22 protein-coding genes are annotated in these 26,602 nt (G+C 40.9%); 10 read left to right on the top strand and 12 right to left on the bottom strand.

What is annotated here, in order from left to right:
* Nucleotides 1-15 precede the first annotated feature (15 nt).
* Complete coding sequence (locus AAEY98_RS08575) at nt 16-2,184, top strand: marine proteobacterial sortase target protein (protein WP_351016304.1); 2,169 nt, start codon at nt 16-18, stop codon at nt 2,182-2,184.
* Nucleotides 2,185-2,198: 14 nt separating this feature from the next.
* Complete coding sequence (locus tag AAEY98_RS08570; RefSeq protein ID WP_101087531.1) at nt 2,199-2,831, top strand: class GN sortase; 633 nt, start codon at nt 2,199-2,201, stop codon at nt 2,829-2,831.
* 82 nt (nt 2,832-2,913) lie between these two features.
* Here AAEY98_RS08570 and ilvN read toward each other — a convergent pair whose 3' ends face one another.
* From ilvN to AAEY98_RS08555, 3 genes are all read right to left on the bottom strand, one after another.
* Nucleotides 2,914-3,408, bottom strand: coding sequence for an acetolactate synthase small subunit (gene ilvN / locus AAEY98_RS08565; RefSeq protein ID WP_101087532.1), 495 nt, complete (start codon nt 3,406-3,408; stop codon nt 2,914-2,916).
* Complete coding sequence (locus tag AAEY98_RS08560) at nt 3,408-5,126, bottom strand: acetolactate synthase 3 large subunit (protein ID WP_101087533.1); 1,719 nt, start codon at nt 5,124-5,126, stop codon at nt 3,408-3,410. Before AAEY98_RS08560 ends, ilvN begins: the two co-directional genes overlap by 1 nt.
* A gap of 396 nt (nt 5,127-5,522) precedes the next feature.
* A complete protein-coding gene (locus AAEY98_RS08555; RefSeq protein ID WP_182744867.1) occupies nt 5,523-6,683 on the bottom strand; it encodes a multidrug effflux MFS transporter in 1,161 nt (386 codons plus the stop codon).
* Nucleotides 6,684-6,987: 304 nt separating this feature from the next.
* Between AAEY98_RS08555 and AAEY98_RS08550 the strand changes: the two genes are divergently transcribed.
* The 5 genes from AAEY98_RS08550 to AAEY98_RS08530 all read left to right on the top strand — a co-directional run bounded on the left by AAEY98_RS08550 (nt 6,988) and on the right by AAEY98_RS08530 (nt 12,905).
* Complete coding sequence (locus tag AAEY98_RS08550) at nt 6,988-8,904, top strand: choice-of-anchor I family protein (RefSeq protein WP_351016301.1); 1,917 nt, start codon at nt 6,988-6,990, stop codon at nt 8,902-8,904.
* Nucleotides 8,905-9,055: 151 nt separating this feature from the next.
* Entirely contained in the window at nt 9,056-10,858 is a 1,803-nt protein-coding gene (locus AAEY98_RS08545) for a SulP family inorganic anion transporter (RefSeq protein WP_392342719.1), read from the top strand.
* Nucleotides 10,859-11,086: 228 nt separating this feature from the next.
* Nucleotides 11,087-11,710 carry a 2OG-Fe(II) oxygenase gene (locus tag AAEY98_RS08540; RefSeq protein ID WP_350978774.1) on the top strand — a complete coding sequence of 208 codons (624 nt, stop codon included), beginning with the start codon at nt 11,087-11,089 and terminating at the stop codon, nt 11,708-11,710.
* Nucleotides 11,711-11,891: 181 nt separating this feature from the next.
* Nucleotides 11,892-12,482 carry a GNAT family N-acetyltransferase gene (locus AAEY98_RS08535; protein WP_351016379.1) on the top strand — a complete coding sequence of 197 codons (591 nt, stop codon included), beginning with the start codon at nt 11,892-11,894 and terminating at the stop codon, nt 12,480-12,482.
* Nucleotides 12,483-12,500: 18 nt separating this feature from the next.
* The gene (locus AAEY98_RS08530; protein WP_101087535.1) at nt 12,501-12,905 is read left to right on the top strand and encodes a hypothetical protein; all 405 of its coding nucleotides are present in this window, start codon (nt 12,501-12,503) and stop codon (nt 12,903-12,905) included.
* A gap of 70 nt (nt 12,906-12,975) precedes the next feature.
* Here the strand turns inward: AAEY98_RS08530 and AAEY98_RS08525 are convergent, their stop codons facing one another.
* The 5 genes from AAEY98_RS08525 to sbcB form a co-directional block, all read right to left on the bottom strand.
* The gene (locus AAEY98_RS08525; protein ID WP_351016298.1) at nt 12,976-13,308 is read right to left on the bottom strand and encodes a YdbL family probable chaperone protein; all 333 of its coding nucleotides are present in this window, start codon (nt 13,306-13,308) and stop codon (nt 12,976-12,978) included.
* 15 nt (nt 13,309-13,323) lie between these two features.
* Nucleotides 13,324-13,482 carry a YnbE family lipoprotein gene (locus AAEY98_RS08520; protein WP_081430160.1) on the bottom strand — a complete coding sequence of 53 codons (159 nt, stop codon included), beginning with the start codon at nt 13,480-13,482 and terminating at the stop codon, nt 13,324-13,326.
* 63 nt (nt 13,483-13,545) lie between these two features.
* Nucleotides 13,546-16,692, bottom strand: a complete 3,147-nt coding sequence (locus AAEY98_RS08515) for an intermembrane phospholipid transport YdbH family protein (protein ID WP_351016295.1) — start codon at nt 16,690-16,692, stop codon at nt 13,546-13,548.
* 488 nt (nt 16,693-17,180) lie between these two features.
* Nucleotides 17,181-18,077, bottom strand: coding sequence for a cytidine deaminase (gene cdd, locus AAEY98_RS08510; RefSeq protein ID WP_101087538.1), 897 nt, complete (start codon nt 18,075-18,077; stop codon nt 17,181-17,183).
* Nucleotides 18,078-18,122: 45 nt separating this feature from the next.
* A complete protein-coding gene (sbcB, locus tag AAEY98_RS08505; RefSeq protein ID WP_101087539.1) occupies nt 18,123-19,538 on the bottom strand; it encodes an exodeoxyribonuclease I in 1,416 nt (471 codons plus the stop codon).
* A 167-nt stretch (nt 19,539-19,705) separates the two neighbouring features.
* Between sbcB and AAEY98_RS08500 the strand changes: the two genes are divergently transcribed.
* The 3 genes from AAEY98_RS08500 (at nt 19,706) to AAEY98_RS08490 (ending at nt 21,825) form a co-directional block, all read left to right on the top strand.
* Nucleotides 19,706-20,512, top strand: a complete 807-nt coding sequence (locus tag AAEY98_RS08500) for a hypothetical protein (RefSeq protein WP_101087540.1) — start codon at nt 19,706-19,708, stop codon at nt 20,510-20,512.
* A gap of 26 nt (nt 20,513-20,538) precedes the next feature.
* Nucleotides 20,539-21,363, top strand: a complete 825-nt coding sequence (rlmA, locus tag AAEY98_RS08495) for a 23S rRNA (guanine(745)-N(1))-methyltransferase (protein WP_101087541.1) — start codon at nt 20,539-20,541, stop codon at nt 21,361-21,363.
* 255 nt (nt 21,364-21,618) lie between these two features.
* Nucleotides 21,619-21,825: a cold-shock protein gene (locus AAEY98_RS08490; protein WP_011637160.1), complete on the top strand. Its 207-nt coding sequence runs from the start codon at nt 21,619-21,621 to the stop codon at nt 21,823-21,825.
* Between the two features lie 1,179 nt (nt 21,826-23,004).
* Here AAEY98_RS08490 and AAEY98_RS08485 read toward each other — a convergent pair.
* The 4 genes from AAEY98_RS08485 to AAEY98_RS08470 form a co-directional block, all read right to left on the bottom strand.
* Complete coding sequence (locus AAEY98_RS08485; protein ID WP_101087542.1) at nt 23,005-23,904, bottom strand: ABC transporter ATP-binding protein; 900 nt, start codon at nt 23,902-23,904, stop codon at nt 23,005-23,007.
* A complete protein-coding gene (locus AAEY98_RS08480; RefSeq protein ID WP_351016289.1) occupies nt 23,901-24,734 on the bottom strand; it encodes an ABC transporter permease in 834 nt (277 codons plus the stop codon). Before AAEY98_RS08480 ends, AAEY98_RS08485 begins: the two co-directional genes overlap by 4 nt.
* Before the next feature lie 39 nt (nt 24,735-24,773).
* Complete coding sequence (locus tag AAEY98_RS08475; RefSeq protein ID WP_351016286.1) at nt 24,774-25,427, bottom strand: YceH family protein; 654 nt, start codon at nt 25,425-25,427, stop codon at nt 24,774-24,776.
* Between the two features lie 105 nt (nt 25,428-25,532).
* Entirely contained in the window at nt 25,533-26,366 is an 834-nt protein-coding gene (locus AAEY98_RS08470) for a CvfB family protein (RefSeq protein WP_101087545.1), read from the bottom strand.
* Nucleotides 26,367-26,602: the final 236 nt, after the last annotated feature.

Genomic DNA, 26,602 nt, shown 5'->3' with positions numbered 1-26,602 from the left:
GGGTGAGGAGCTAGTATGCGCCCGTTGTTGTTAATCTCACATTTGTCTATTAAACCTGTTTGTAAATCGCTGTGTTTTGGTTTGTTGTTTGTCATTTATGCCAGTATTACAACGGCATTTGCATCACCGTCTGGGTATCAAGATGACGATATCACTCAAGGAACATTAGAGTACTTTCAACAAAATCAAGTGATACAAGCTTTTGCGCTAGATACACAAGTGAGCATGGATGTGTCGGGATTACTCAATCGGGTCACCGTTAAGCAAGTGTTTATCAATGATTCTGATCAATGGGTGAATGGGCGATACCTATTTCCTTTACCTGAAACTGCAGCTGTCGATAGCATGCAGTTACGCATTGGCGACAAAGTCATAGCAGGACAAATACAACCTAAAAAACAAGCATTACAGACTTTTGAAACTGCCAAGAAACAAGGTAAACAAGCGAGTTTGTTACAGCAACAACGACGCAATTTGTTTACCTCAGATGTGGCCAATTTAGGGCCACACGAGCAACTCGTGGTAGAAATTAGTTATCAACAAAAGGTTGAGTATCGTGATGGGCTGTTTAGTTTACGTTTTCCATTAGCGATAACACCGCGTTACAACCCGCAAGCAGATCGCACTACCGAGCAGCAGCCATTGGCCATGCCATCGAGCGCTAATACGGCGATGTCTGTTAAACACGTCAGGCCGGAACTAAATGTGAAGATGCAGGTGAACATTGATGCCGGTTTTGAACTAACGTCATTAAACAGTCTTTATCATCCGATTAAACAGTCTATTGCCGGTAATCATTACAGTGTTAACTTTGCCGGCAAACAAATTGCCGACCGTGATTTTGTGCTGCAATGGCAAGCTAATGTTGGCGCAGTACCACAAGCAGCGACGTTTTATCAAACCGGTAAAACCCATGTAGCTGACAATAGCGATGAGCGTTCAGAAACAGCACAAAGACAACCTAACCCCGTTGATAACAACTTGTACTCGCTAGTGATGCTAATGCCGCCGAGTGTGGAAGTGAGCGAGCAACACCTTATTGCCAGAGAACTGATTTTAGTGATCGATACGTCTGGTTCTATGTCTGGCCAGTCTATCACTCAAGCCAAGCAAGCATTACAGTTTGCGCTAGCGGGACTGCGTGACATCGACAGCTTTAATATTATTGAATTTAATAGTGACGTAACAATGTTATCTGCCACGCCATTGTCTGCTAATAGCCGTAATATTGGTAAAGCAAACCGATTTATTCAGTCATTAGATGCTGATGGCGGCACCGAAATGCGCAGTGCATTACAAACTGCGCTGGTGGACAGCGTACAGCAAGATTCAGATCAAACCGATGTTCACAGTGAAATGTTACGGCAAGTGATTTTTATGACCGACGGTGCCGTTGGCAACGAACATGAGTTGTATCAGCTTATTAATGATCAATTGGGTGACAGCCGATTATTCACGGTCGGAATTGGCTCTGCACCGAACTCAGATTTTATGCGCCGAGCGGCAACAATGGGGCGAGGAACATTTACCTACATTGGCAAAGAGTCTGAAGTGCAGCAAAAAATTGAGCAATTACTTAATAAAATAGAGCAACCCGTGTTGACCAATATTGGTTTGTACTATCTTGATGGCAGCGTACCGGATTATTGGCCGACCACCATTAGCGATTTATACCAAAATGAACCCCTTTGGGTAAGCATTAAATCGGCGTCACACCAACAACAGCCCATCATAGTGTCTGGCAATATTAATGGTCAATATTGGCAACAACAACTTGATTTTGAAGAAAACCAAGCAGCTAAGGGGATTGATTTGTTATGGGCAAATGCGCAAATAACATCACTTGAGCTTTATAAAGACAATGCCAGCCGCGACCGCGTCAATAAGCAAGTTGAAGCATTAGGCTTGTTGTATCACTTAGTGACCAGTCAAACCAGTTTAGTCGCGGTGGATGTGACACCGGTTAACCCATTAATTGATAGCCCTATAGATGTGCAGTTACAGCCGCATATGCCCCATGGATTAAATGCATCGCAGTCGTCGCAAGTATTGCCACAAACCGGTACCGCTAGTCGATTATGGTTATTAATTGGTTTTAGTTTGCTTGGCTTAGGATTGTTGCACTATTTATGGTTAAGACAGCGCTTACCAGGCCAATTGTTAGTGATTGAATCACATGATTAAACAGGAGCGGAAATATGCAGCGAACAATATCACCGACCAAGCATTGGATTGTGATTGTGCTTCTAAGCGTACTGGGATGTGCATTATTATTACAGGGAGGTTATATGCAAGCTAAAGCCCATTTTGCCCAGTTTTTAATTGAACGGGCTTTTGAAAAAACCTTGGCAGATAGCCAACCACATAAACCCTGGTCTTGGGCAGACACTCACCCGGTAGCTAAGATGCGTGTGTTGCAACAACACAATGATAGCTTGCAACCTTTAGGCAGTGACTTGTACGTATTAGCGGGGGCCTCTGGGCGTAATTTAGCCTTTGGCCCTGGGTTAATGTTAGCGGGGGCGGCGTTGGGTGAGCAGGGCAATATGATAATTGCCGGCCATCGAGACAGTCATTTTATGCGTTTACAATACGTTAAGGTTGGCGACATGATTGAACTTTATAGCACTGCAGGTGAGCGAGTGTTATATCAAATTACTACCACCCATGTGGTGCATGAAACCGACTTAGATGTGCTGGCTCCCACAGCAGAAAGTCATTTAACCTTGATAACCTGTTATCCGTTTGACCAACTGAGTGGCAATGCCGAATATCGCTATATTGTTGAAGCTAAACCAATCGATACAAAACCGCGATACAGTGTGAGTTAGCTATTTATGGCCACTTGTCTTAATTGCAATAAAAAAGCAGAGCCCAATAGGACTCTGCTTTTTTGTGTCAGACAACCTGTAATTAGGCTCTCATTGATTTTTCACCTCGGGCTAAACCAACCACACCAGAACGCGATATTTCAATCACTTTGGTCATATCGGTGATCGCATGGATAAACGCATCAATTTTATCGCTGGTTCCGACCATTTGGATCGTATAAATATTGGCGGTAACATCAACGATTTGGCCACGAAAAATATCCGCAGTGCGTTTGACTTCTTCGCGTTGATCGCCTTGAGCTTTCACTTTAACTAAGGCAATTTCACGTTCAATATAGGCCGACTCGGTAATGTTAGCCACTTTCAAAATATCGATAAGCTTATGCAATTGTTTTTCAATTTGCTCAAGAATATTGGCATCAGCAATCACGGTAATATTTAAGCGTGACAAGGTCACATCTTCAGTCGGCGCAACGGTTAAGCTTTCGATGTTGTAACCGCGTTGAGAAAATAATCCCACCACTCGTGACAAAGCGCCTGGTTGGTTTTCAAGTAATACAGAAATAATACGACGCATTAGCTTTTCTCCGTTTTGCTTAGCCACATTTCGTTCATCGCGCCGCCGCGAATCAGCATTGGGTACACATGTTCAGTCTCGTCTACGCTGATATCAACAAACACTAACTTGTCTTTCATCGCCAAGGCTTCAGCCAGCTTAGATTCTAATTCATCTGGATGATTAATGTTCATTCCCACATGGCCATAGGCTTCAGCAATTTTGGCAAAGTTAGGCACAGAATCCATATAAGAATGGGAATGACGACCTGAATAAATCATGTCCTGCCACTGTTTCACCATGCCAAGGAAGCGGTTGTTTAAGTTGATAATTTTAACCGGAGTATCATATTGCAGTGCCGTTGAAAGCTCCTGAATATTCATTTGGATAGAACCATCACCCGTAACGCACACTACAGTCGCTTCAGGGAACGCCATTTTAACGCCCATTGCCGCAGGTAAACCAAAGCCCATGGTGCCTAATCCACCTGAGTTAATCCAACGGCGTGGTTTATCGAACGGATAATATAACGCGGCAAACATTTGATGTTGGCCGACATCCGACGCCACATAAGCGTCACCATTGGTGAGTTTGTACAATGTTTCAATAACTTGCTGTGGTTTGATTCTATCTGTAGTGCGATCGAACTCTAAGCTCTTTCGTGAACGCCAAATTTCAATGTCGCTCCACCATGCTGCCATAGCAGTAGCATCATTGGTGTCCTTGGATTCATCAAGTAGATCTAACATGCCGTCTAAAATATTGTCGGCAGAGCCAACAATTGGAATATCGACCCGAACCGTTTTAGAGATAGAAGATGGATCAATATCGATGTGTAAAATGGTGGCGTTAGGACAATATTTTTCAACATTGTTGGTGGTGCGGTCGTCAAAACGGACCCCAATACCAAAGATTAAATCGGTGTTGTGCATTGCCATATTCGCTTCGTATAAACCATGCATTCCTAGCATGCCTAAACTCTGCTTATGGGTGCCAGGAAACGCGCCTAAGCCCATCAAAGTACTCACGACAGGGATGTTTAAACGTTCGGCAAGGGCAAGTATTTGTGCATCACAACCCGAAATAATCGCGCCACCACCGACATATAATACCGGTTTTTTAGCCGCTAACAGGGCTTGTAAACCGCGACGAATTTGGCCTTTATGACCCGATGTAGTGGGGTTATACGAACGCATTTTAACGCTGTCCGGATAAACATAATCATGCAGTATATCTGGGCTTAAACAGTCTTTAGGCAAATCAATGACCACAGGGCCAGGGCGACCGGTAGCGGCAATGAAAAAGGCTTTTTTAACCGTTTCTGGAATGTCTTTTGCGTCTGTTATTAAAAAACTGTGCTTTACGATAGGGCGTGAAATACCAATCATGTCGCATTCTTGGAAGGCATCATTACCAATCAAATTACTCGGCACTTGACCAGACAACACAACCAGTGGGATTGAATCCATGTAAGCAGTGGCAATACCAGTAATAGCATTGGTAGCACCAGGGCCTGAAGTGACTAACACGACGCCAACTTTGCCAGTTGCACGGGCATAACCATCAGCCATGTGCACAGCGGCTTGTTCATGACGAACTAGGATGTGTTCAATACCAGATATTTTATGCAGAGAATCATAGATGTCTAATACCGAACCACCGGGATAACCGAAGATATGGCTGACACCTTCATCTATTAATGAGCGCACGATCATACTCGCGCCAGAAAGCTTTTCCATGAAATGAATCCTTGTTAAGTTACCGTATGGTAAACAGTATCTTGTATACAACGACGGTAATCGTTTTAAAAAATAAGTTTGAAGGATAATCCAAACTCGAAGATTGAAATTGCTGTCGCAATATTCAATGGCTGGTTTCATTGTTACTGAACAAGTAACTAGTCTCCATCTTATGTAAATTTATTTTTACTGCAACCCCTTTAGTTAATTATTTTTCAAGGTTGAAATCATTTCATGTTTATGGGCTGTTTTTGGTTGTTGTGATGAGTTTGATGTTTAAGTGCTGCTATTTGCTCGGCGAAAGGGGATTGATAGTGTCTATCACCAATAATAAGGCAATAAAAAGACCACTAAAATAGTGGCCTCTGCATAATGTTATTTCAGAAATATTTTGCGTTATTCAGTTTTAGGTAAGGTACTTTGAAAAAACTGACATAATCCGACTAGCAATATTGCGCCAAGCATCAGCGCTGAAAAGGGCACGGCAGTACCATCATAAAAGTACGCCAACAGTGGCCCCGCTACTGCACCAAAACCAAATCTTAGCGTACCAATGACGGCAGTTGCGGTGCCGGTTTCTTGCTTGAACTTCATTAATACAATGGCGTCTGCATTGACCGACATGACCCCGAGCGAACCCATTAAAGGGATAAGCATTAACACGGTAAAATGATAACTTAAATCAAGTAAATTAACCGCTAGTAGGCCGGTTGCGGCAATGACGCCGAAGAATGTTGCTACGTGTAACATCCGTTTAGATCCGAATCGGGTTACCACTCTAGAGTTAACAATATTGGCGAGCATCAAGGCTCCCACATTGGTGCTAAATAAAATCGCAAACAGCGATTTATCTAAATTAAACACTTCCATGTAAATAAATGGCGAAGCGGTTAAGTAACAAAAGAAAGCAAATGACGTTAATACACCGCTGGATAAATTCAGTTTGACGCCATTGCGAGCAAAGACTGTGTAGTAACCGCCTAAAAATGTCTTTTGACTGCGACTGCCAAGATCTTTATCGCTGGGCATTTTTAGTTTAAATAATACTAATACCAATAATGTGATGGCATAACAACTTTGGCTTAAAAAGATAAGATGCCAATCACCGAGCTCCATAATTAAACTGCCTAAAGTAGGGGCGAGCAATGGTGCTAACATCATGATAAGACTTACATAAGACATACCTTTGGCGGTGTTGTCGCCATAGATCTCTTTAATATAACCCGGTACCACAACCGTGGCAGCTGCGCCAATGAGAGCTTGTGCAAAACGCAATATTAAAAACTGTTCAATACTGGTACTAAGTGCAATTAACAAACTGATAATGGTGAAACCTAACAACCCAAAAATCACCAGTGGTCGACGACCAATTTTATCGGCAAGGGGGCCAAAAATCAGCATGCCTAAGGCATAACCTGCAAGATAAATACTGAGTGACTGTTGTACTGTGGTGATGTCGGTCTCAAAACCTAATGCCAGCATGGACATTGCCGGTAAGTACATGTCTATGGCTAAAGGCGTAATGGCGACAATAGCGGCAAGCATAGGGATTAGCATCGCTAAGTGGGGAATACCCGCAGAGACTGGAGACGAGTCGAATTTTGATGGCGATACCACGTGAACCTCATGTGCTTTAGGTGTTGCAGACGATGCTAATTTAATCAACGCTAGTTTACCACGATATTAGACATTTACTGCGGCTGATTTTGTAATGAATAATATGTACAGATTGTGCTTACATTTTCATTATATTGATTTTTATTGATGGCACATAAATGCAACATTATTGTCATTAAAGCTTCATTGTTTTTGATTAGATTATTCGCTTTAGATTACCAACCTCTATTCGGAACTTTAGTTTATGATGCGCTTTGTTCAAGGAAAAACGGCACTGTTAGTGTCTGCAATAATGACCACCATGCTACTAACAGCATGCGATGGCGATGACGGCCAAATGGGCTCAAAGGGTGATAGTGGCGTAGATGGAGCCAGTGGTAATAATGGTTTATCTGCTTTGGTTAGTGTAACCCCTCTTGCTGTAGGTCATGCTCAGTGCGCGTTTGGTGGTCAGCAAATTGACACTGGATTAGACACTAATGGTAACGGTGTATTAGAGATGAGTGAGGTTGATAGCAACCAAACTCAAACGATTTGTAATGTTACCCAAAATACTTTGGCAGTTGATTTAGTGGGGCGTTATCAGTCTGGTGTTTATGGCTTAAGTGCTGCAGAAATTGTCGATTATCATCCGTTGAGTCAGAGCGCATTTGTGGTGAATGCTCAAAGTGGCAAAGTAGATGTACTCGATTTATCGACATTAACTCAAACAGCCGTTCAAGATGAAGCAGGCTACAGTTTAAATAATATTGCCAAAAAGACCGAATTGAATATTAGCGTCGATACCGGGTTAACCCTACTGGGCGCCGTGAACAGTGTCAGTGTCTCGGGTAATTTGTTAGCGGCAGCCGTTGAGCGAGGCGATGCGTTAGGTAACGCTACTCAAGGTAATGGTATAGTGGCGTTCTATCGATTATCTGAAAGCGCATTACCCGTTTATTTGTCGTTTGTTGAGGTGGGTGCATTACCTGATAATGTCACTTTTAGCCCTGACGGTAGTGTGTTGTTAGTTGCCGATGAAGGTGAGCCTAATAGCGCTTATGATGTTGACCCTGAAGGTTCTGTTGCGTTAATTGCCATTGTGGGTGGTGTGCCAGCAACCACGGCAACTGTCATTGATTTTAAAGATTTTAATATTGGTGGTACGCGTAATTCAGAGCTTAATCCATTGATTAAAATTAATGGTCCTGGCGCGAGTGTGGCGCAAGATTTAGAACCTGAGTACATTTCAGTATCAGCTGACAGTCAATTTGCGTATGTCAGTTTACAAGAAAACAATGCTATTGCTGTGATTGATATAGCAACAGCAACGGTAAAGCGTATTATTGCATTAGGGCTTAAAGATTTTGGTTTAGACGCTAATAAAATTGATGCCAGTGACAAAGACGATGCCATAAATTTACAAGCTTATGAAGGTGTTTATGGTATGTATCAGCCTGATACTATTGCTAGTTATCGATGGAATAATACTGATTTTATCGTAACGGCCAACGAAGGTGATGCCCGCGACTATGACGGTTTTTCTGAAGAAGCTCGAGCTGAAGATTTGAATTTAGACCCTAACCATCCGCAGTTTGCTGCCGCACAAGATAAAACCCAACTTGGGCGCTTAAAAGTCACCACGAGTATGGGCGATGAGAATAATGATGGCTTAATGGATAAAATAGTCGCTTACGGTGGCCGTTCATTTTCGATTTGGACTGCAGAGGGGCAACAAGTTTTTGACAGTGGCAGTGATTTCGAGCGTATTACCGCGGCGTTATTAGCGATGAACTTCAATAACAACAACGATGAAAACAAAGGTGATAGCCGCAGCGACGACAAAGGCCCGGAGCCAGAGGCATTAGCTATTGGCCAAATAGGTTCACATACTTATGCCTTTATTGGTTTAGAACGCACCGGTGGTTTTATGATCTACGACATTACTAACCCTTTTGCCGTATCGTTTGTCGATTATGTTCGTAATCGTAATTTTGATGCCGACTTTGCCATTGATACCGACACCGGCGAAGTAGAAGGTGATGCCTCTTTAGCGGGTGATTTAGGTCCTGAGGGGATGAAGTTTATTGCTAGTCAATACAGCCCTACCGGATTGCCATTATTGTTAATTGGTAATGAAGTCAGCGGCACCACTGTGGTATATCAATTACGTTTACAGTAACGATATCGCTACTTCTGTATCATTATGGCTATTTTATATTAGCCACAAATTAGTAACTCAAAACGCCAAGTCTAACTCGCTTGGCGTTTTTTATTGGATGAAATTTTATTTATCGTTGGTGAATATGTCGTAATTAATTTGAAATAAAACTATGATAACAACCTGCTTTATTATTATTGAGGTTGTTGTGTTACTGAGTCGGTTATATGGATTTATGCCTGGTTTAGAAACCTTTTCTCGTTACGAGCGAAGCTGGCTTAAAGATGATGTTCGTGCTGGTTTATCTGTTGCTGCAGTCGCTTTACCCGTGGCAATTGCGTATGCGCAGTTAACGGGCGTGAATGCAGCTGTAGGTTTGTATTCATGCGTGTTGCCGATGCTCATCTATGCCTTATTTGGCACCTCAAGACAACTAATCGTTGGCCCTGATGCTGCAACATGTGCGGTAATTGCCGCCGTTGTGACCCCTCTAGCGGCCGGCGATAGCCTAAAACATTGGCAATTAGTGATGACCATGACCGTGATGACAGGGTTTTGGTGCTTGATTGCAAGTCGATTTAAATTAGGCGTGTTAGCCGATTTCTTATCCAAACCCATTCTGATGGGGCTGCTTAACGGTGTCGCCATTACCATTATTGTGGGGCAATTCTCAAAAATATTCGGTTTTACCTTTGATGAAAAATACTTGCTTGAACGCCTAGGCGGTGCGCCAAGTTATTTATCACAAACTCACATACCGACATTGATGATGGCCATTCTCACTGTGGTTGTTTATTTTGTGATGAAGCGGTTAAAACCGACATGGCCAGCATCAATGTTTGCTATTGCAGTCGGTGGTGCATTGGTGTGGGCTTTTCATTTAACCGATTATGATGTGGCGGTTATTGGTAGCGTGGCAGGTGGCTTGCCATCATTTCAAGCTCCTGTGTTTAACATTGGTATTGCGCGTGAATTAGTGATGCCGGCACTCAACTTAGCCATGGTCAGTTTTGTGAGTATGATGCTGACCGCGCGCAGTTTTGCCGCTAAAAATGGTTACGACATTGATGCTGACAAAGAGTTTAAAGCCTTGGGCTTAGCCAATATTGCTTCCGCATTATCGCAAGGTTTTGCCGTGAGTGGTGCCGATTCTCGTACTGCGGTAAACGATGCGAATGGCGGTAAAACTCAGTTAGTGTCGGTGATTGCTGCAGTGTTAATCGCCGTAGTGGCGGTGTTTTTAACCGCGCCGTTAGAGTTTATTCCCAGCGCAGCGCTCGGGGTAGTATTAGTGATAGCGTCTGTGCACCTTATCGACTTAAAAGCGATTTGGGGCTTACGTTTACGTGATCGCCAAGCCTTTTATTTAGCTTTAACCACTTTCCTCGCAGTACTTTTTATTGGCGTGATCCCTGGGATCACCCTTGCAGTGTTATTAGGATTGTTTCAGTTTCTTCGTACGGTTATGCGACCGACGGATCAAGTGTTGGGACTGGATGCTAAAGGCATTATTCGCAGCTTAGATAGCAGCGACAAAGCCTCATCGGTACCTGGTGTGTTTATTTATCGGTTCAACTCTCCGTTGACCTATTTTAATGCCACCTATTTTAAGCGCCGTCTACTGGAACGCTTTGCTCGGCAGAACCAACTTGAAACGGTCGAATGTGTGATTATAGATGCGGTACCTTGCTTTACTCATTTAGATCTAAGCGTAATGGCAATGCTGACCGACATCGATGTGTTATTAAGAAAGCGTGGTGTCAGTTTAGTGTTGGCAGGGCGTAAGCGGCAGTTAATTAGCTGGTTTGAACAAACAGATATGGTGTCTGGCGAAGAAGGTATTACTATTCGCTCAGATTTATATCTCGCCTTAAAAATGCAACAAAGTCATGTTGCAGCGTGTGAAGCACAAAAGCTTGATGATAGTCATAGCGATGATTCAACCGAGGCCGTATTAACACATAGTCAAATTTAACCATTAGGTTTACCTGGTACTGTGTGTTAGCTTGGTTTAAGTTTATGAATTTTAATGATTTTAATAAATGTTGTTCATGGCGGTTTTATTCTATAAAATCGCCGAAAATAACCAAGGTATGGCAATCATACTTTGTAATGACGCCCCCTCGAAAATCAGGCCCTTAATTTCCTTTCTGTGCCCTTGAGTAAAGTAAAAAGCGTAGTCTTTCTGTTGGATGTGGCATATATGGTTTCGCAAGTAAGTGAAGCAATGCTGGATGTGATCGCAGATGCGTTAGTCGATAAAGGGTATATCCTTTTATCTGATATCATTCCTGATTATGTAAGTTTAGCCTTGCTTGAAAAAGTGCAAGCTCAGCAAGATATTGATTTTAAAAAAGCCGCCATTGGTCGAGGGATTGAACAACAAATCAATACTGAAATTCGCTCGGATAAAATTAGCTGGTTAGACAATCAAGATCATATTGACCGTGAATATTTATCGATTATGAGCCAATTGAAAGACGGGTTAAATCGTCGTTTGTTTATGGGGCTGTTTGACTTTGAAAGTCACTATGCTGTTTATGAGCCTGGTGCTTTTTATAAAAAACATGTTGATGCGTTGCATGGCAGCCAAAATCGTATTTTATCGACAGTATTTTTCTTGAATCCAGATTGGCAACACAGCGATGGTGGCGAATTGATCATTTATGATGAGTTTGATGCACCTTTAGAAGTCGTTAATCCTAAAATTGGTACCTTGGTATTGTTTTTAAGTGAACGCTTTCCGCATGAAGTCAGGCCGACCACAAAAACCCGTAATAGTATTGCCGGCTGGTTTAGGGTGAGTAACGCGAATCACGGTTTTTAATTCTACCGTTGGCAAGGGATCCGTCTTTAGTGATTGGTTGTATCAACAGCAAAACAATGTTTTTACGCGATAGCTAAAAACATTGTAGTTGCTGGCTGTAAATCTATATGCAGTTAAGGTAATGTAACCTTTTACTATAAGGAGCGTTAATTTGAGCTGGATTAATAGACAAGATTGCTTAATGGGCGAACATGTTATCCTAGAGCCACTGTCTTTCGATCACGTTCCTGGATTAACTGTGGCTGCCAGTGATGGCGATTTGTGGACATTATGGTTTACGCAAATTCCTAATGCCGATGGTATGAAAGCGTATGTCGAGCACGCTTTAGCTTGTGAAAAAAAAGGCGAAGCGGTCGCGTTTGCGGTGCGTGATAAAGTCTCTGGCAATATTATTGGTTGTACTCGAATTTGCCACTGGGACCAACCTAATCGTAGACTCGAAATAGGCTACACTTGGTACGCTAAATCTTATCAACGTAGTGCTATTAATACTGAGTCCAAGTTATTATTACTCCGCTATGCATTTAATACCTTAGATGCTATCGCGGTCGAATTCAGGACGCATTGGCATAATCATGCCTCTCGAAACGCTATCGCACGGTTGGGTGCTAAGCAAGATGGCATTATACGCAATCATAAAATTCAAGCTGACGGGACTATTCGTGACACTGTGGTGTTTTCGATTATTGAAACCGAATGGCCTCAAGTTGAACAATTTTTAACATTTCGCTTAGCGCATTATCAATCGTTAACTTTATCTCCAAATTTCTAAAAACGAAGGGAAACAACCATGAACAAATCTGCTATGTGGGTTTTTACTGTGTCGGCTATATGCATGAGTGTAACTGCACACGCAGAAGATGCTGCAGAAAAAGCATTCACTGATGAACTACTTGAATGTGCAGCGTATTATCAAATTAGCTCGGAAGCGATTGCTGCGATGAATGCCCCACAAATGAAAGCGGTGGGTGATCGTTTAAAAACCTCTGCAATTGATGCCGTGGCGATAGCGGGTAAGTACCGTGCCCCAGAGCAAGTTGAAAAAGATGTTGTTGCTGCTAAACAAAAGCAAATTGATAAATTAGCTGGGTCGAATAACTTAGGCGCATTGATGTCAAAATACAAAGACTCTTGCAAATCGATTGTCACAGACCCACAGAAGCGCTTAGATTATTGGGTTATGGCGACCATGTAATGGTTTGTTAGATATAGATATAGACATAGACATAGACATAGACATAACCACGTAGAGGCAACTCTCGTGGTTATTTTTTTAGCCATTGCCCTTGTGGCGTTTGGATCATATGCCCAGGTTCCGCTGCTTCAATCGCTTTTTGAGCCGCAAGAGTGGCAATTTTATCTAGGCTAATTTTATTTCTCTCAGCGATGAGTTGATAATAGTGTTTGCGTTTGGTATTAACCGTGAGTACTAGCTGTTGTGTTTCTTTTGATTGAATGACAACACCTAAATAACCGTTTGTTTGCTCACCTACTAGTCTGGCCGTTTTGGCTTGTTGCAATGTCATTGCCCAAGCAGTGGCACACCATAATAAACTGGTTAAGCATACGGCAGTGGCTAAAGCGAATCTAGATTTCATCTTGATAACCTCTGCTTAAAATAACTCGTCATTCTCAAGTAAATTATTGAGTTCTTTTTCCACTTTAATTCTAATTTCATGCTCAATTTTAACATTTAAGTTAATGACAATTGGCTTGTCAGGTGGCTCTATCTTTACGGTAGGCGTACAAGCTGATAACCATAACGATGCCATTATGGTGCTGATACTGACTAAATATGTCGATGAATATTTCACGTGGACGATCCTTTTATGCTGCTATTGGACTTTTGCTTCAATTTTGCTTTGTAGCTGATTACCGATCTGAGTACTTTTGTATAACTGAATTAAGTTTTCTTGGTGAGAGTAATTAAGGTGAACAGGGCGCTCAATGTCACGGCTGTTACCTTTTACTGCAATATTAATCTGTGCATCGCCGTTGGGTATCATGTCAAAGGAGCTCGACAATTCAGTATAGTTAAGATGCTCAAGTGCGGTAAAGACTAATCCAAGATAAGGCTGAGATAATTCTAGCTGATCCATTGCAGGATTTCCGGCAACTTCAATTAATCCTCCAGGTGCTCGCGCAGCCAGTTTGCCACCAGTAACAGTCACTTTGCCATCAACCAGTACCGCGGGTAATACGCCATCAAATAAGCCATTGGCTTTAACACCCACTTGCGGTTGCTCTTCTAAGAATTTTTCTAGGCTCAACCCTTGTAATAATAAGTATCCATAAGATTTATCATGCAGTTTTAGTACAAACTCAGGTAATAAAAAGCGTCCATCAAGCATGTCGCCGCTGGCGGTAAGGTTGATGTTGGTCTCGCTTAACCCTGTAACTTGCTGTAACCAATTGGTCGGCGTTTTATTGCCGTCTTTATTGAGTTCGATATCGGCATTCAAATTCAAGTTTGTTAGCGATAAACCAAGTTTAGCTTGCTGTAAACTGATTGCGGTTTGTGGGCAGACTAATTGACTGTGAGCAAAGTGTTTTTCAGCCGCAGGAGTATTAGGACCATCGTGAGTTTGCTGCCAGTTAAATTGGCATTGGGCAAACACGTCACCGCCGTTAAAGGTTTTATCTTCCCATTGGCCTGACAAAGATGATAACTGTTGTTGAATTTTCATTTCAAACTGACTGGTGTTGCCTATTTCGCTTAATGCAAAACCTGCGATTAGTTTGCTGTGGCCTTGAATTGTAAAGTTATCTGGCAGGGGTTGGACTTTTTGTAATGTCTTGATTGCTGTTTCAATATCGGTATCAAAAGTCCATTGGCCAGCTAATGATAATGGGCTTTTTTTATCAGCAAATTTAAGTAAGTGATAACTGCTTAAGTTAAGGGTATCGAGTTGCCATTGTTCGCTACCAACCAGTAATCCTTTGGATAAATTGAGCTGCTGAGTAACCGTAATCTTATCAAGCGCAAGTAGTGGCTGGCGGCGACTTTTGCCCAGTTGCTTGGTGATATCGAGTTTATTGATACGCCAAGCTATGTCGTTGGTTGCAGGGTTTTGTAACCAACGTTCTAGCGACTTGTCGATGGGCTCATCTTGATGTAACGCCAAGATTATACCTTGATTGATGGCAATATCGGCTTTGTTAACCGAGGCCAGTGTGGTTGATAGTTTACTGTTGTCCACTTGGGTTGCTTGCTGAACAATCAATTGGCCAATTTGCAGTGTAAACGGAGATAGATTGAGTTGAGTATTATTTTGTTTGAATGACATGGTCGAGGTGTCGTTAAGCACAAGTCCGAATGACCCTAATAGTGCAGAAGATTTTTTGGTCTGCTTGGTATGTTGTTCATTCTCACTGGTAATACTGCGCAATATACTTGTGTTGTTGACGGCTACGCTGGAGCTTGGCAGCAATGACAGTTCGAGTTGATTTTGTTGCCACTGCGATATTTGACCGACTAGATTCACTTTCGCATTAGAAAGTGACAGCTGCTCTAACGGGATCTCAGGGAATAAGGCTTTTATATCAATTAGACTTGGAGCCATCGCGGTTACTGGTGCTGATGTTGGTTCGGATATATTTTCACTGACGGTTACGGTTGTGTTGGCTGTGGTGAGTGTGTTAACTGGCTGTTGTTGTGTCTTGGCTGTTGCTTCCGGGGTCGACAATGCCATACCCCAATCGAAATGACTGTTAAATTGTTGATGACTATTGAATGTGGTGTGCGCCAGTTTTAATTTGCTTTGGAGCAATAACCCTTCAATGCTGACGCTTAGGTCAGGAATTGACACCTGCAGAGGTAGAGCATCATTTTGCAGCGGGATAACGACTTCAACGGGATAGGCCATGCCTACATCGATACTGGCTAGCTGAGAAGGTGATTTAGGGGTTAACTGTTCAATGATATGAACTATTTGATTGGCGTGATCATCGGCTAACAATGCAATTAATTTATTTCTGTCGTCTTGTGAGGGCGACAGTTGGTAGTGTAGCGGGGCAATATCAAGTTTTAGCGCGAAGGCATCGATGGTTTTACTGTTGTCTAGTGAGGCCTGTAGCGGGTAATTGCCCAAATTAAGCATCGCCTTAATGGGTTGTTGCGGCGAAAAATAGACACTAGGCCACAGTGGCGAGTGTAAAGATAATCCGTCTATCGATTGCTGACTGCTCATCTCGCCGCTGATTAAGTTAATTTTACTGTTGGCTGTCCATTGGCCTTCTATGGTGACTTGCTGTTGACGAATGGGTTGTAGAAGTTGTGATAGCTGCGTATGCAAACCATGAAGCATATTGTTGCTTTGCGCTTGTTGTGACTGTTGTTTATTGTTTAATAAGCTTAAATATTGTTCTAATGAATCAAGCCCTTGATAGCTTAACCCTAAATCAACAAGGGTGTTAAATTGCCAAGCACGTTTGTCTAAGCTGGCATCTAGGCTAAATAGCGGGAAGTCATTAAATCGCCACAAGGTATTTAGTTGACCTTTTTGTGTCAACGTAAGCTGGTCCATCTTTAAAGTGTGTTGCTGTGGGAGATCTTTATCCAGCACTGGTAGCTTAATGTTTATTTCACCTAGCTCAATAGTGGGTAATTTTGCGAGGTTGAGTTGCATTGCCGCTGGAGATTCTTCAGTTTGTTGTGATTGACGAATGAAAAAACTGTCGCCCAAATCAACATAGACACTCTGGGTTTTGATGCTAACGATATCGTCGGCGTTGATTTGTTGGTTTTTAAGAATTTGCAGGCTGTCACGCAGCTCAAGATTGAACTCTTGGATAGCGATATGACTGTCTTCAATTTTTAGGACTAACCTGGGGATCCGAATATGATTAAATGAGACATATTCGGCATCAAAATTAAGCACTTCTATGTGGTTGTCGGCTAATAAGTTGTTGAGTATTTTGACCGTAAGAGGTTTGGCATTTTCGATAATGGCCCATACTAAAGCGACTGTACAAAACAGCATAAAGAGTAAAACTTTGCTAAGGCTCGATATGCGCAATAGTGACTCGCTTTACATTTGTTTGTTCATAGATAACGATGTGCCCGTTAATAATGTTGCAGTTATTATCTGAATTTGGCTATAAGATTGATTAATATCGGCCATGGTAATAATCCTACTCATTATCTGCCATTAAAGGAGATAAATTATCTACAGACTGTTGTTGATTAAACGCTGCATTAGATGAAAATTATTAGCCAGTAAATAATTAAAATAGCAATAAACAGTTGTTTGTTTAACGATGTGTACACCGATAATTTAATGTTATCCATGCTAAATTAATGTTATCCATGCTAAAAATGTCAATTAGCTTAGCATGGTATCAGCAGTAGATTGTTAAAATATAATACATTATTAATCTAGGTTTAATGTAGTGTTAATCCAAATAAAAAAAGGCGCTTATTAGCGCCTTCCATCTATCTGAATATTTAACATAGTAAGTTTGCTGTTATTTATCCCAGCAATGGTTCTACAACCATATGTTGAAGCTCAATCGGTGCGATTGCATGCAGAGCATCCATAGCAGCGCCGACCAAGGTAATTTTGCCTACTGATGATTCGACTAATACCGCGCGCTTTATTTCGCTGTATTGACGGTTATGGCGGATTAAATTGGATAATGCCATTTGCATCGGTTGCATTGATGGATTAAATGCCGCACTTTCAGCATAACGACCACAGAAAGTGGCGCCGTCGTTAGTTTCTAATACAACAGCGGCATTGCTATTAGTATATGGCGCGTAACTGAGGCCCATTTGATCAATGGCTTCGATGATCATTGGGTCATCTGAATCACAATTAAATTCTTGCTCGCGCTTACATAATAGTGGCACGGTTATATCTAAGTCTGCCGGCCCAAACGCATAAGGTAAATAATGCGCTAATGTTTGGGTTGGTTGATTAGGCAGGTGAATATTTATCTTACTGCCATTGACTAGTTCGTTCATAAATTGGCGACAATGACCACAAGGACTGAAGTTTACAATGATATCAACAATTTCTGTTTCACCACTTAACCATGCATGACTGATGGCACTTTGTTCAGCATGAACACTGTGAAATAACGCTTCTCCGGGTAATTCTAAATTAGCACCCATGTACAAGTCGCCACTGCCACCTTTTGCAATAGCACCGACATAAAATTCGCTTATCGGTGGGTTAGCGAGTGCTGCGGCAATAGGTAATAAATCCATGAGCACTTGTTGCTCTGTTTTACCGCTTGCGTTAACTAGGCCTGCAAATTGACTTGCATCAATATGACCGCAAAATTGCTCGTGTAATAATGGCACAAGCGCATTGGCCAAAGGTTTGTCTAGTTGAGTAATGCTTTCTAAAAAACGATTTTGCATTCCCTTAATCCTTAGATGAAATAAATTGGGTAAAAATAAAATTTACTATAGTGACTGTAAATATTGATATAGGGCTTTTAATAGCTTTTGTTTGTGTTCATTCTCGCTGGTTTCTTCGACCAGGTTCTCGAGTTTAATCACATAATCGGCATCCGATAAGCGTTGTTGACAGAAATCACGCCATTTACGGACTTCACTGTCGCTTAATGTTTCTGGATAATTACGTGCCCGAAAACGAAACAACATTTCATTGATCCGCGGATCATCGAATTGCAATGCCAAAGCTGCTAAATTATGTGGTGCAGTATGGCAAATAATGTCCATTTTTGTTTTATCAGCATGACTGAAAAATCCACCGCTATATAGCATTAAATCAGGATCGGTGATCGGTTTACGATCTGATTCAAGTTCAAATACTTGGTTAAGCTTTTCGCGCAATTCTGGGTGGTTTTTTAAGCGTTTATATTGCTCACGTGCAAATGCTTTATCGAACTGTAATTTTTCAGCTACCTCGTCGTCAAGTAATTTTGGCGATCCGATAAAGGGACACTTGTTAAGGTGGATTTGTTTGAGTGGTATAGCGAGCTCATTTTCAGCTAAGTTTTGACGAGACGTATACATACGGTCGTTTATTTCTTGAGCAGACAATTCTAATAATGGCGAGATATCCATGGCCAAATTAACGCATATCACCGCATTTTTATTAGTTGGGTGATATGCCACTGGCGCGATTAACGTAGTACAGCCTTGCAGCGCACTAATTTTTGAACTGACATGAACCAAAGGCTGCATTTTAAGGACATCAATATGATCCGCAACCGCTTGTTTACGCCTTAAATTAAAATAATATTCGTACAGCTTGGGTTGTGTCTGCTTTATCAGTTTAGCCATAGCAATCGTGGCATAAACGTCTGACATAGCATCATGGGCTTTTTCATGACTTAAACCATTCGCTTGGGTGAGTAACTCTAGCTTGAAACTCGGCGAGCCATCTTCTTTCTTCGGCCAATTTATTCCGTCTGGACGAAATGCATAGCAAGCTCGAACTAAATCAATGATATCCCAACGAGAATTACCGTTTTGCCATTCTCGCGCGTAAGGGTCTATAAAATTACGATAGAAACCATAGCGACTGACCTCATCATCAAAACGTAATGAGTTATAGCCCACAACACAGGTGCTGGGTTGGCTAAACAGCGTATTAATACGTTTCATAAACTCAGCTTCTGGTACGCCCTTAAGGTTGGCCAGTTGTGGGGTTATCCCCGTAATTAATATGGCTTCGGGAGACGGTAAATAGTCAGGCGCGAGTTTGCAATAAAAGGTTTCAGGCTCACCGATAATGTTGAGTTCTAGATCGGTTCGAATACCCGCAAACTGAGACGGACGATCTTTGCTTGGGTTTGCCCCGAATGTTTCATAATCGTGCCAGAATAAGGTGGGTTGAATTGCGTTAGCCATAGTAAGTATAAGATCCTTTTCGCGATTAAAACCATGTTAACATTTATCAGCATAAAAAAATGATAATGAGGTAACCTTCAATATGATTTTTCTAATATAACCTTGTTTACTGGTGACTAATGTGGATTTGCTGGTTACAATTTAGTGAAGTAGTAAAGGAATATTGTATGCATCATCATGTATTTACTCAACCATGCGTCAGTGAAATAACTCAACCGACTGCGTTGACACTTCGTTTACCGGATAGTGTGAGTGATTTATTAGTACTTTCAACGATGAGTAATCCTTTAGTTGAGTTTGTGGTTAGCCAAGTTGAGCATAAACAAACGACACTCATTTTACGTATTCAACCTTTTTTGACTTTTGCTTTTGAACATACACAAACAATGATTGAAACGCCTACTCAGCCAAGGCTCGTAGGGCAGGGAATTAAGTTATATCCTTCAATGGGGGTAGCTCCACGTGTGTGTATTGAACAACTCAGAAATGGGGTGACGATTAATATTCACGCTGATGAAGATGTGCACTTTAGTGTAGCTGCTGAAGCTCGTTTTGAACTAGTGACGTTAGAGAATGACTTACGGATTTTGAGTGAACCTCAAGCTCTAGTTATGGCTAAAGCGATATTAGGACGTAAGTTTGATTATGATGAGCCTTCTACCATGCTTGCGGTTCATATCAGTGAATTAGAGCAAGTTCGACGAGAATTACGTGATTACCTCCGAGGCGAGTCGGGCAAAATCCACCCAGGTGTCTCAACTGAGCTACTAAAACTCGATCATTTATTGCAAAATAAGCATCAATGGTTGTTACGGACCTATCATCAGTCATTAGAGCGTTCCAACTTCGGCCGCTCGTCTAATGAACAATTTTATAATAATGAACAATTACAGCGTAAATTGGATTGTTTTGAACTTTTAGCCCCTAAAGACGTGTCGGAAATGGTCAATAAGCTGTGTGATGACGATCTTTAACTTTTCAGTAACTCTAGAGCCCACCCATGTCTTATATTTGCCCTATTTGTAGCGCGCCATTAGTACAACAACAACATTCTTGGCAATGTGAACTGCGTCATCAATTTGATTGTGCTAAAGAAGGTTACGTTAATTTATTGCCTGTACAAAAAAAGAAAACAAAAGATCCTGGTGATAACAAAGAAATGATGATTGCCAGACGAGAGTTTCTTAATCAAGGCTTTTATCAACCTTTAAGCGACAAAGTAAATCAGTTAGCGCTAGAGTTTGCTGGAGGAGATGCCACTAAGGTGCTCGATATAGGGTGTGGCGAAGGGTATTACAGTCATCGGTTATTTGAAACGTTGCAGTCTGTGGTTAAACCCCATTGTGAGTTTTATGGTTTAGATATTTCTAAGTCTGCAATTCGTTATGCTGCCAAACGCTATAGTGGATTACATTTTTGTGTGGCAAGTGCATTTGAAATGCCTTTTGCTGATGACAGTTTTGATTTAGCGATACGTATTTATGCGCCGTCTAAAGTTGAAGAGTTACAGCGGGTGATAAAACCGACCGGAATACTGATAACCGTTTCTCCCGGGCCGATGCATCACTATGCGTTAAAAAAGAAAATTTATAGTGAACCCAAACAACATCCACAAGAACCTATGGTGTTAGATGGCTTTACTTACTTAGCACACCAAGCGTTAGCTTATTCATTAACATTAACTCGTGCGGAAGACATTGATCACTTTCTTAACATGACTCCTTACGCATGGAAGTTGAGTGATTCACAGAAGTCTCAGATAATAGAGCAAGGGCTCGAGTGTGAGATAGATTTTAAAATCGAAATTCATCAACGAGAACAATAAACAATCAGATAATTGATATAAATAACTATTTGATGCTCAAAGATAAACCTTTTTGAAATGAGACTAATTAAATACCATTGTTTGGTTGATGTTTGTTGACTTATCCTGAAAATGGTTTATAGTTTACTCAGCTTGAAGGTTGGGCTTATATTTATCAATACGAACAGTTTCGTCCTGTAAACATAAGTAATACCGGCATTTTCCAGCTTTACTGCCGTTAAGGCTTTAACTATTTTTTTTTACAGGATTTATATTATGTCTCAAGTTACTGGTGTTGTTAAGTGGTTTAACTCTGATAAAGGTTTCGGATTTATTGAGCAAGAGTCTGGTCCAGACGTATTCGTTCATTTCCGTGCTATCAACTCAGACGGTTTCAAAACTCTTGACGAAGGTCAGAAAGTTTCTTTCACTGTGACTCAAGGTCAGAAAGGTCCTCAAGCTGAGAACGTTTCAATCGTTTAGTATTTAGCTTCGGCTAAGTGTTAAAAGATTTAAAACTGTAGCAATTTATTGCTGCAGTTTTTTTTGCTTTTTTATTGTGTATTGTCATCATGCTAATCGTCTAATCGTCTAATCGTCTAATCGTCTAATCGTCTAATCGTCTAATCGTCTAATCGTCTAATCGTCTAATCATATGTTGTATATCATTAATCTATTTATCTCTCTCTCATATCATTAATACACATAGAAATATTGTTATGCGCATCAAATCATTTATCAGTTCAAAATGACTCCAGAAACTCATTCAAAGATGATAAAAACCGTTCTTCTGTCGACGCTATACGGTCGACCCGCGTATCCCTATATGCTGTACCGTCACTTAAGATTTAGCTTTTCTAAAGAACCAGGTGGCTCACTCATAAACGGTCATCACATAAAGCCAACTTAATAAGATGACTAGAATTGAGGATTATTAGTTTGTCTTTGTTATGTAAATACATTAACAGCCAAAATTGTTGAGTATTATAAGCACAATAACAGCAATGGCTTGTTTGCCATTTAGTGACAATACAGAGCAGACTCAGAACTAATACACAACGAATTCATCGTTATAAACGCTCATTCAGCCGTTGCTTATTGAATATCTGGATTGTATTAGTCGTAACGACAGGTTATTAGCGCATTAAAACACACGTCAGCAATGGGCGTGTTTAAGTCTAAGCTTATAAAATCATTATTATTATGAATTTTGCCTATTTATGTTGTCTATTTTAGAATCTTTTAATAGATTTTAGCGTTGAGCTCACTAACTGAAGGACGCTGAGTTAATTGCATTGAGGTTGCTGGGAAGGCTTCTTTACTTAAGGGCCTAGTCATTTAGACTGATTTCTTAGCATTTAGTCGTTATTTTGAATGTAGAGTATTTGCTGTTTTAGAGTCGCTGTAGAGGAGGGATGAGCGATTGAAGACACTTTAAAATACCTCATTTGATGTGGTTTTTTAAGCAATTAAATTTTCATTATATCGACCTGATACGTAAATAATATATTAAAAAATGCCATCGTTTATTAATATGGTGAGTTATCACTAATTAATAAACGATGGCATTAGAGACTGATGCTTATGAGGTTTGTTGTTAAGCCTTTTTACGCAAACCGATTTTAGTCAGCATTAAAGGTTCATTTAACCATTGGCGGTGAGTTAAGAAAACAAGGTTTCTTCTAAGGTACGGCCTTTAAGTAATGCTTTATATTGCCACTGGTGAGCAGTAAACAGCTCAAACAACTGCATTTCAATGGCAAAGCCGGATTGCTTTTGGTACTCGATAACATATTGCTCATCACCGATACGCCTTACTTCAATGATATCGTTAAGGCCTAATAACTGCTGATGGAGGCTGTCCATGTCACATTGCTTCATTGTCAGCGTGATAAAGTCTGTCGCTTGGCTGGCTTTAATTGATACCGATTGCTGTAATTTGCCATGTTCGAGATAGACAACTTGGTCGCATAACTTTTCAAGTTCATCAAGGTTATGTGAGCTGATCACAAAAGTCGTATGGTCGGATAAATCTTTGACAATTTGACGAATTTTTTTCGCATTGGCAGGATCAAGTCCCGCTGTCGGTTCGTCGAGTAACACAATCTTAGGAGAACCCATGAGGGCTTGGGCAATAGAGACTCGTTTACTCATACCATGACTTAAACTTTTAGGTTTCGCCTCTGCTGAGTCACTTAAGTCGACAAGGGCGAGAACTCTTAATGCTTCTTGTTTTGCTGCCGCTGCTGTCATGCCTTGTAATTGGGCAAAAAACTGGAGTTGCGACACAATACTAAAATTAGGATCCAATGCTGCATCTTGTGGCAATGCCGACAATAGTCCTTGTAACGCTTTGCTACCGGGTTTATGGCCTAAAATGCTAATACTGCCATTGGTGGGTTGAATAAAACCGCATAGTAAACTAAATAGCGTTGTTTTACCGGCACCATTTGGACCCACTAATGCAATGGGAGCACCTTGTGTAAGCGTTAACGATACAGTGTCGAGCGCAAGTTTATTACCGTATTGTTTAGAAAGGTTGTCACATTGAATGATACTCATAGCGCACTCCTACTCATTAAGACTTTACCAGCAAATAAAATAACCGCAGTTTGCAGTAAAGGAATGGGAGCGTATACGAATGAACCTAATCCTTGAGTATTGATCAAATTACCTATTTGCGAACCAGGCAGTATCCAGTTTAACCAGCTTAATTGTGGGAAATTCATATTAATTAATGCAATAAATATTGATACTACAGCCCACAAGATAACCGCAAATATGCTGGCTTGTCTTGCTGAGTTTGCATGTAATGACAGCACCGCCATAGCAGCAGTGTAGGGTAATAATACGGTCACTAGATTAACCATTACGATTAAGCTAGTTGTTATTGATGGCAATAACAAAGATATATCACGTGATAATGCTAATGCGATGGTTGCCAATAACGTTAAGATGATCAACATCAATTGGATAAACATTTGCCCTAAGAAACGACCAAAAAACAAACTGGAACGACTGACTCTTAAGGTTAGAAATCGCAAACTACCACGTTGTTTATCTGAACTAAATTGGTCTGCGGCAATAAAAATACTGAACATGGGGAAAAGGTACAGTGCAGCTAACCAAAACACAGCAAACTCTTCGACGGGCCATTCAAACAGATGGCGTAAACTCCCTGGCCCAAAGAGGGCTTCAGTAAAGTCTTTGAAGTTAGGCTGCATAATAAATTCAGATGCACTCTTGATAGGGTACAGCAATAAAATTGCCCAAATTAGCATAAAGGCGATTAATGAAATCATACCGCTTTTGTTAGTAAAACGTTTGGTTAACTCATATTTGGCTAATAACCAAATATGAATTAACGTCGATGGAGAGGCGGTACGGTCCATATACTTTTTCCTTGCTTAACCTGTTTTGGAAAGCGTTAATTAGTTTAAAAGCGACTCTAATTGGGCTAGCTTTTGTTCTAGCAACTCAACTCTTTGTTCTAGTTCTACAATCCGAGAATCTTGCTGTACAGTTTGTTGAGTGTGAGTCGACACGACAATGGCATCACTGTTGTTCACATCATAATCATCAACGTTGCCACTAAAGCACTCAAGGAAGCGACAATCACGTTTATTCGCTTCTCGAGCAAGTTGAACTACTAAAGGCTTTTCACGTTGGCTTAATGCCAGTAATGCTGTTTCAACCTGTGAGACATCATTGAATTCATGGAGTCGATTGGTACGAGTTTTGAGTTCGCCTGGTGTTTGCGGTCCCCGCAATAACAACACACAAATTATAGCGACTTCCGCACTGCTTAACTGCAATTCACTGAATTCAGTATTACAAAAGCGATGCTTATATTTTACGACTCGACTACCGAAACCAGATTGCTCGCTGAGTAAGCGTTTTTTGGTAAGATCGTCTAATACTGTTTTTACTTGAGATTCGCTCAGTGACAGCACAGGTTCGCGGCTGCTTTTTTGATTGCATGCTAAGGCGAGTGAATTTAATGACAGAGGATATTGATCTGGAGTCGTGAGTTCTTTTTCGAGTAAACATCCGATAACTCTAGCTTCTAGTGAGGTTAATTCCATACACAGTATCCTTTTAATAAAAAGCATGATTCTATTACTTTTATAACAGAGGCATGCTTTTTCTCAAAGGATTGGACTAGTTTACCGAGGCTAATCGATGATTGTTCACACAGTTAGGCGAATACCTTCACTTTCGATTGTGATTTCACCTGCTTTAAATAAACCACCAATTGATTTCTTAAAGGCTTTTTTACTCATGCCGAGTTTGTCATAAATGACATCAGCATCAGTTTTGTCATGTAGTGGTAAAAAACCATTAGCGCTACGCAATTTATTAATGATCAAACGGGCATTTTTATCTAGCTCGTCTTTATCACCTTTTTGCAGTACAAGATCAATTTTGCCATCACTGCGAATCGTTTTGATATAACCAGTCACTTTTTGACCAAATCGCAATTTTTGGAAAACTTCATTAGTGTAAATTACGCCCCAATGCAGGTTATTAATAATGGCTTTGTAACCCAACTCTGTAGTGCCACCGATGATTAAATTAACCTGTTCACCTTCGGTATAATGCGCTTCTGTTTTATCGACAAACTTATCCAGTTTTGACGATGCCATAATACGTTCGTCGGCATGGTTAGCATGGACATAAACTAAATATGAGTGGCCTTCTTCTGCCGGTTTATGTTGCTCGCCAAAAGGGAGTAGTAAATCTTTGTCTAAGCCCCAATCTAAAAATGCGCCGAATGGGCCCGTGGCGATTACTTTTAAATAAGCATATTCACCCACTTGAGCTAACGACTTTTGGGTAGTAGCAATCACAATGTCTTCAGAGTCTAGGTAAAGAAACACATCTACCATATCACCGACATTACAACCGGTAGGGACAAATTTATTAGGAAGCAAGACTTGTCCAAGCTCTTGAGCATTTAGATAAACCCCAAAATTAACTTGTTTAACAACTTCTAATGAATAACGTTTACCGATTTGTATCATGAATGACTCTACTTTAATTTAAAATGAAAAAGATGATCTTAAGAAAAACACGTAATTATACACGTAAATTAAGCTCACGTTGTGCCAATTAAGCGCTATCGAAAATCATTTAGGCTTATCGCCTTGTTTGTTGAGGTTTATGACAACAATTGTAGATGATTTTTTATAGTAATTAATCGGTAATTAACTTGCATTACGCCGCATAGCAGGTTTTAATTGCGCCGTTTTTATAAAGG

The sequence above is a fragment of the Shewanella sp. AC91-MNA-CIBAN-0169 genome, from assembly GCF_040310165.1.
In the GTDB taxonomy this organism is placed as follows: domain Bacteria; phylum Pseudomonadota; class Gammaproteobacteria; order Enterobacterales; family Shewanellaceae; genus Shewanella.
This window is presented reverse-complemented; position numbering and strand designations above follow the sequence as displayed.

Coding starts and splice junctions, on each gene's coding strand:
- AAEY98_RS08475 (WP_351016286.1), bottom strand. CDS start 25,427: ATGGAATTAACCTCACTAGAAGCTAGAGTTATCGGATGTTTACTCGAA.
- AAEY98_RS08490 (WP_011637160.1), top strand. CDS start 21,619: ATGTCTCAAGTTACTGGTGTTGTTAAGTGGTTTAACTCTGATAAAGGT.
- rlmA (WP_101087541.1), top strand. CDS start 20,539: ATGTCTTATATTTGCCCTATTTGTAGCGCGCCATTAGTACAACAACAA.
- AAEY98_RS08525 (WP_351016298.1), bottom strand. CDS start 13,308: ATGAAATCTAGATTCGCTTTAGCCACTGCCGTATGCTTAACCAGTTTA.
- AAEY98_RS08570 (WP_101087531.1), top strand. CDS start 2,199: ATGCAGCGAACAATATCACCGACCAAGCATTGGATTGTGATTGTGCTT.
- AAEY98_RS08500 (WP_101087540.1), top strand. CDS start 19,706: ATGCATCATCATGTATTTACTCAACCATGCGTCAGTGAAATAACTCAA.
- AAEY98_RS08515 (WP_351016295.1), bottom strand. CDS start 16,692: ATGCTGTTTTGTACAGTCGCTTTAGTATGGGCCATTATCGAAAATGCC.
- AAEY98_RS08555 (WP_182744867.1), bottom strand. CDS start 6,683: ATGCTAATCCCTATGCTTGCCGCTATTGTCGCCATTACGCCTTTAGCC.
- cdd (WP_101087538.1), bottom strand. CDS start 18,077: ATGCAAAATCGTTTTTTAGAAAGCATTACTCAACTAGACAAACCTTTG.
- AAEY98_RS08470 (WP_101087545.1), bottom strand. CDS start 26,366: ATGATACAAATCGGTAAACGTTATTCATTAGAAGTTGTTAAACAAGTT.
- AAEY98_RS08540 (WP_350978774.1), top strand. CDS start 11,087: ATGGTTTCGCAAGTAAGTGAAGCAATGCTGGATGTGATCGCAGATGCG.
- sbcB (WP_101087539.1), bottom strand. CDS start 19,538: ATGGCTAACGCAATTCAACCCACCTTATTCTGGCACGATTATGAAACA.
- AAEY98_RS08485 (WP_101087542.1), bottom strand. CDS start 23,904: ATGAGTATCATTCAATGTGACAACCTTTCTAAACAATACGGTAATAAA.
- AAEY98_RS08535 (WP_351016379.1), top strand. CDS start 11,892: ATGGGCGAACATGTTATCCTAGAGCCACTGTCTTTCGATCACGTTCCT.
- AAEY98_RS08480 (WP_351016289.1), bottom strand. CDS start 24,734: ATGGACCGTACCGCCTCTCCATCGACGTTAATTCATATTTGGTTATTA.
- AAEY98_RS08550 (WP_351016301.1), top strand. CDS start 6,988: ATGATGCGCTTTGTTCAAGGAAAAACGGCACTGTTAGTGTCTGCAATA.
- AAEY98_RS08520 (WP_081430160.1), bottom strand. CDS start 13,482: ATGGCATCGTTATGGTTATCAGCTTGTACGCCTACCGTAAAGATAGAG.
- AAEY98_RS08530 (WP_101087535.1), top strand. CDS start 12,501: ATGAACAAATCTGCTATGTGGGTTTTTACTGTGTCGGCTATATGCATG.
- AAEY98_RS08545 (WP_392342719.1), top strand. CDS start 9,056: ATGATAACAACCTGCTTTATTATTATTGAGGTTGTTGTGTTACTGAGT.
- AAEY98_RS08560 (WP_101087533.1), bottom strand. CDS start 5,126: ATGGAAAAGCTTTCTGGCGCGAGTATGATCGTGCGCTCATTAATAGAT.
- AAEY98_RS08575 (WP_351016304.1), top strand. CDS start 16: ATGCGCCCGTTGTTGTTAATCTCACATTTGTCTATTAAACCTGTTTGT.
- ilvN (WP_101087532.1), bottom strand. CDS start 3,408: ATGCGTCGTATTATTTCTGTATTACTTGAAAACCAACCAGGCGCTTTG.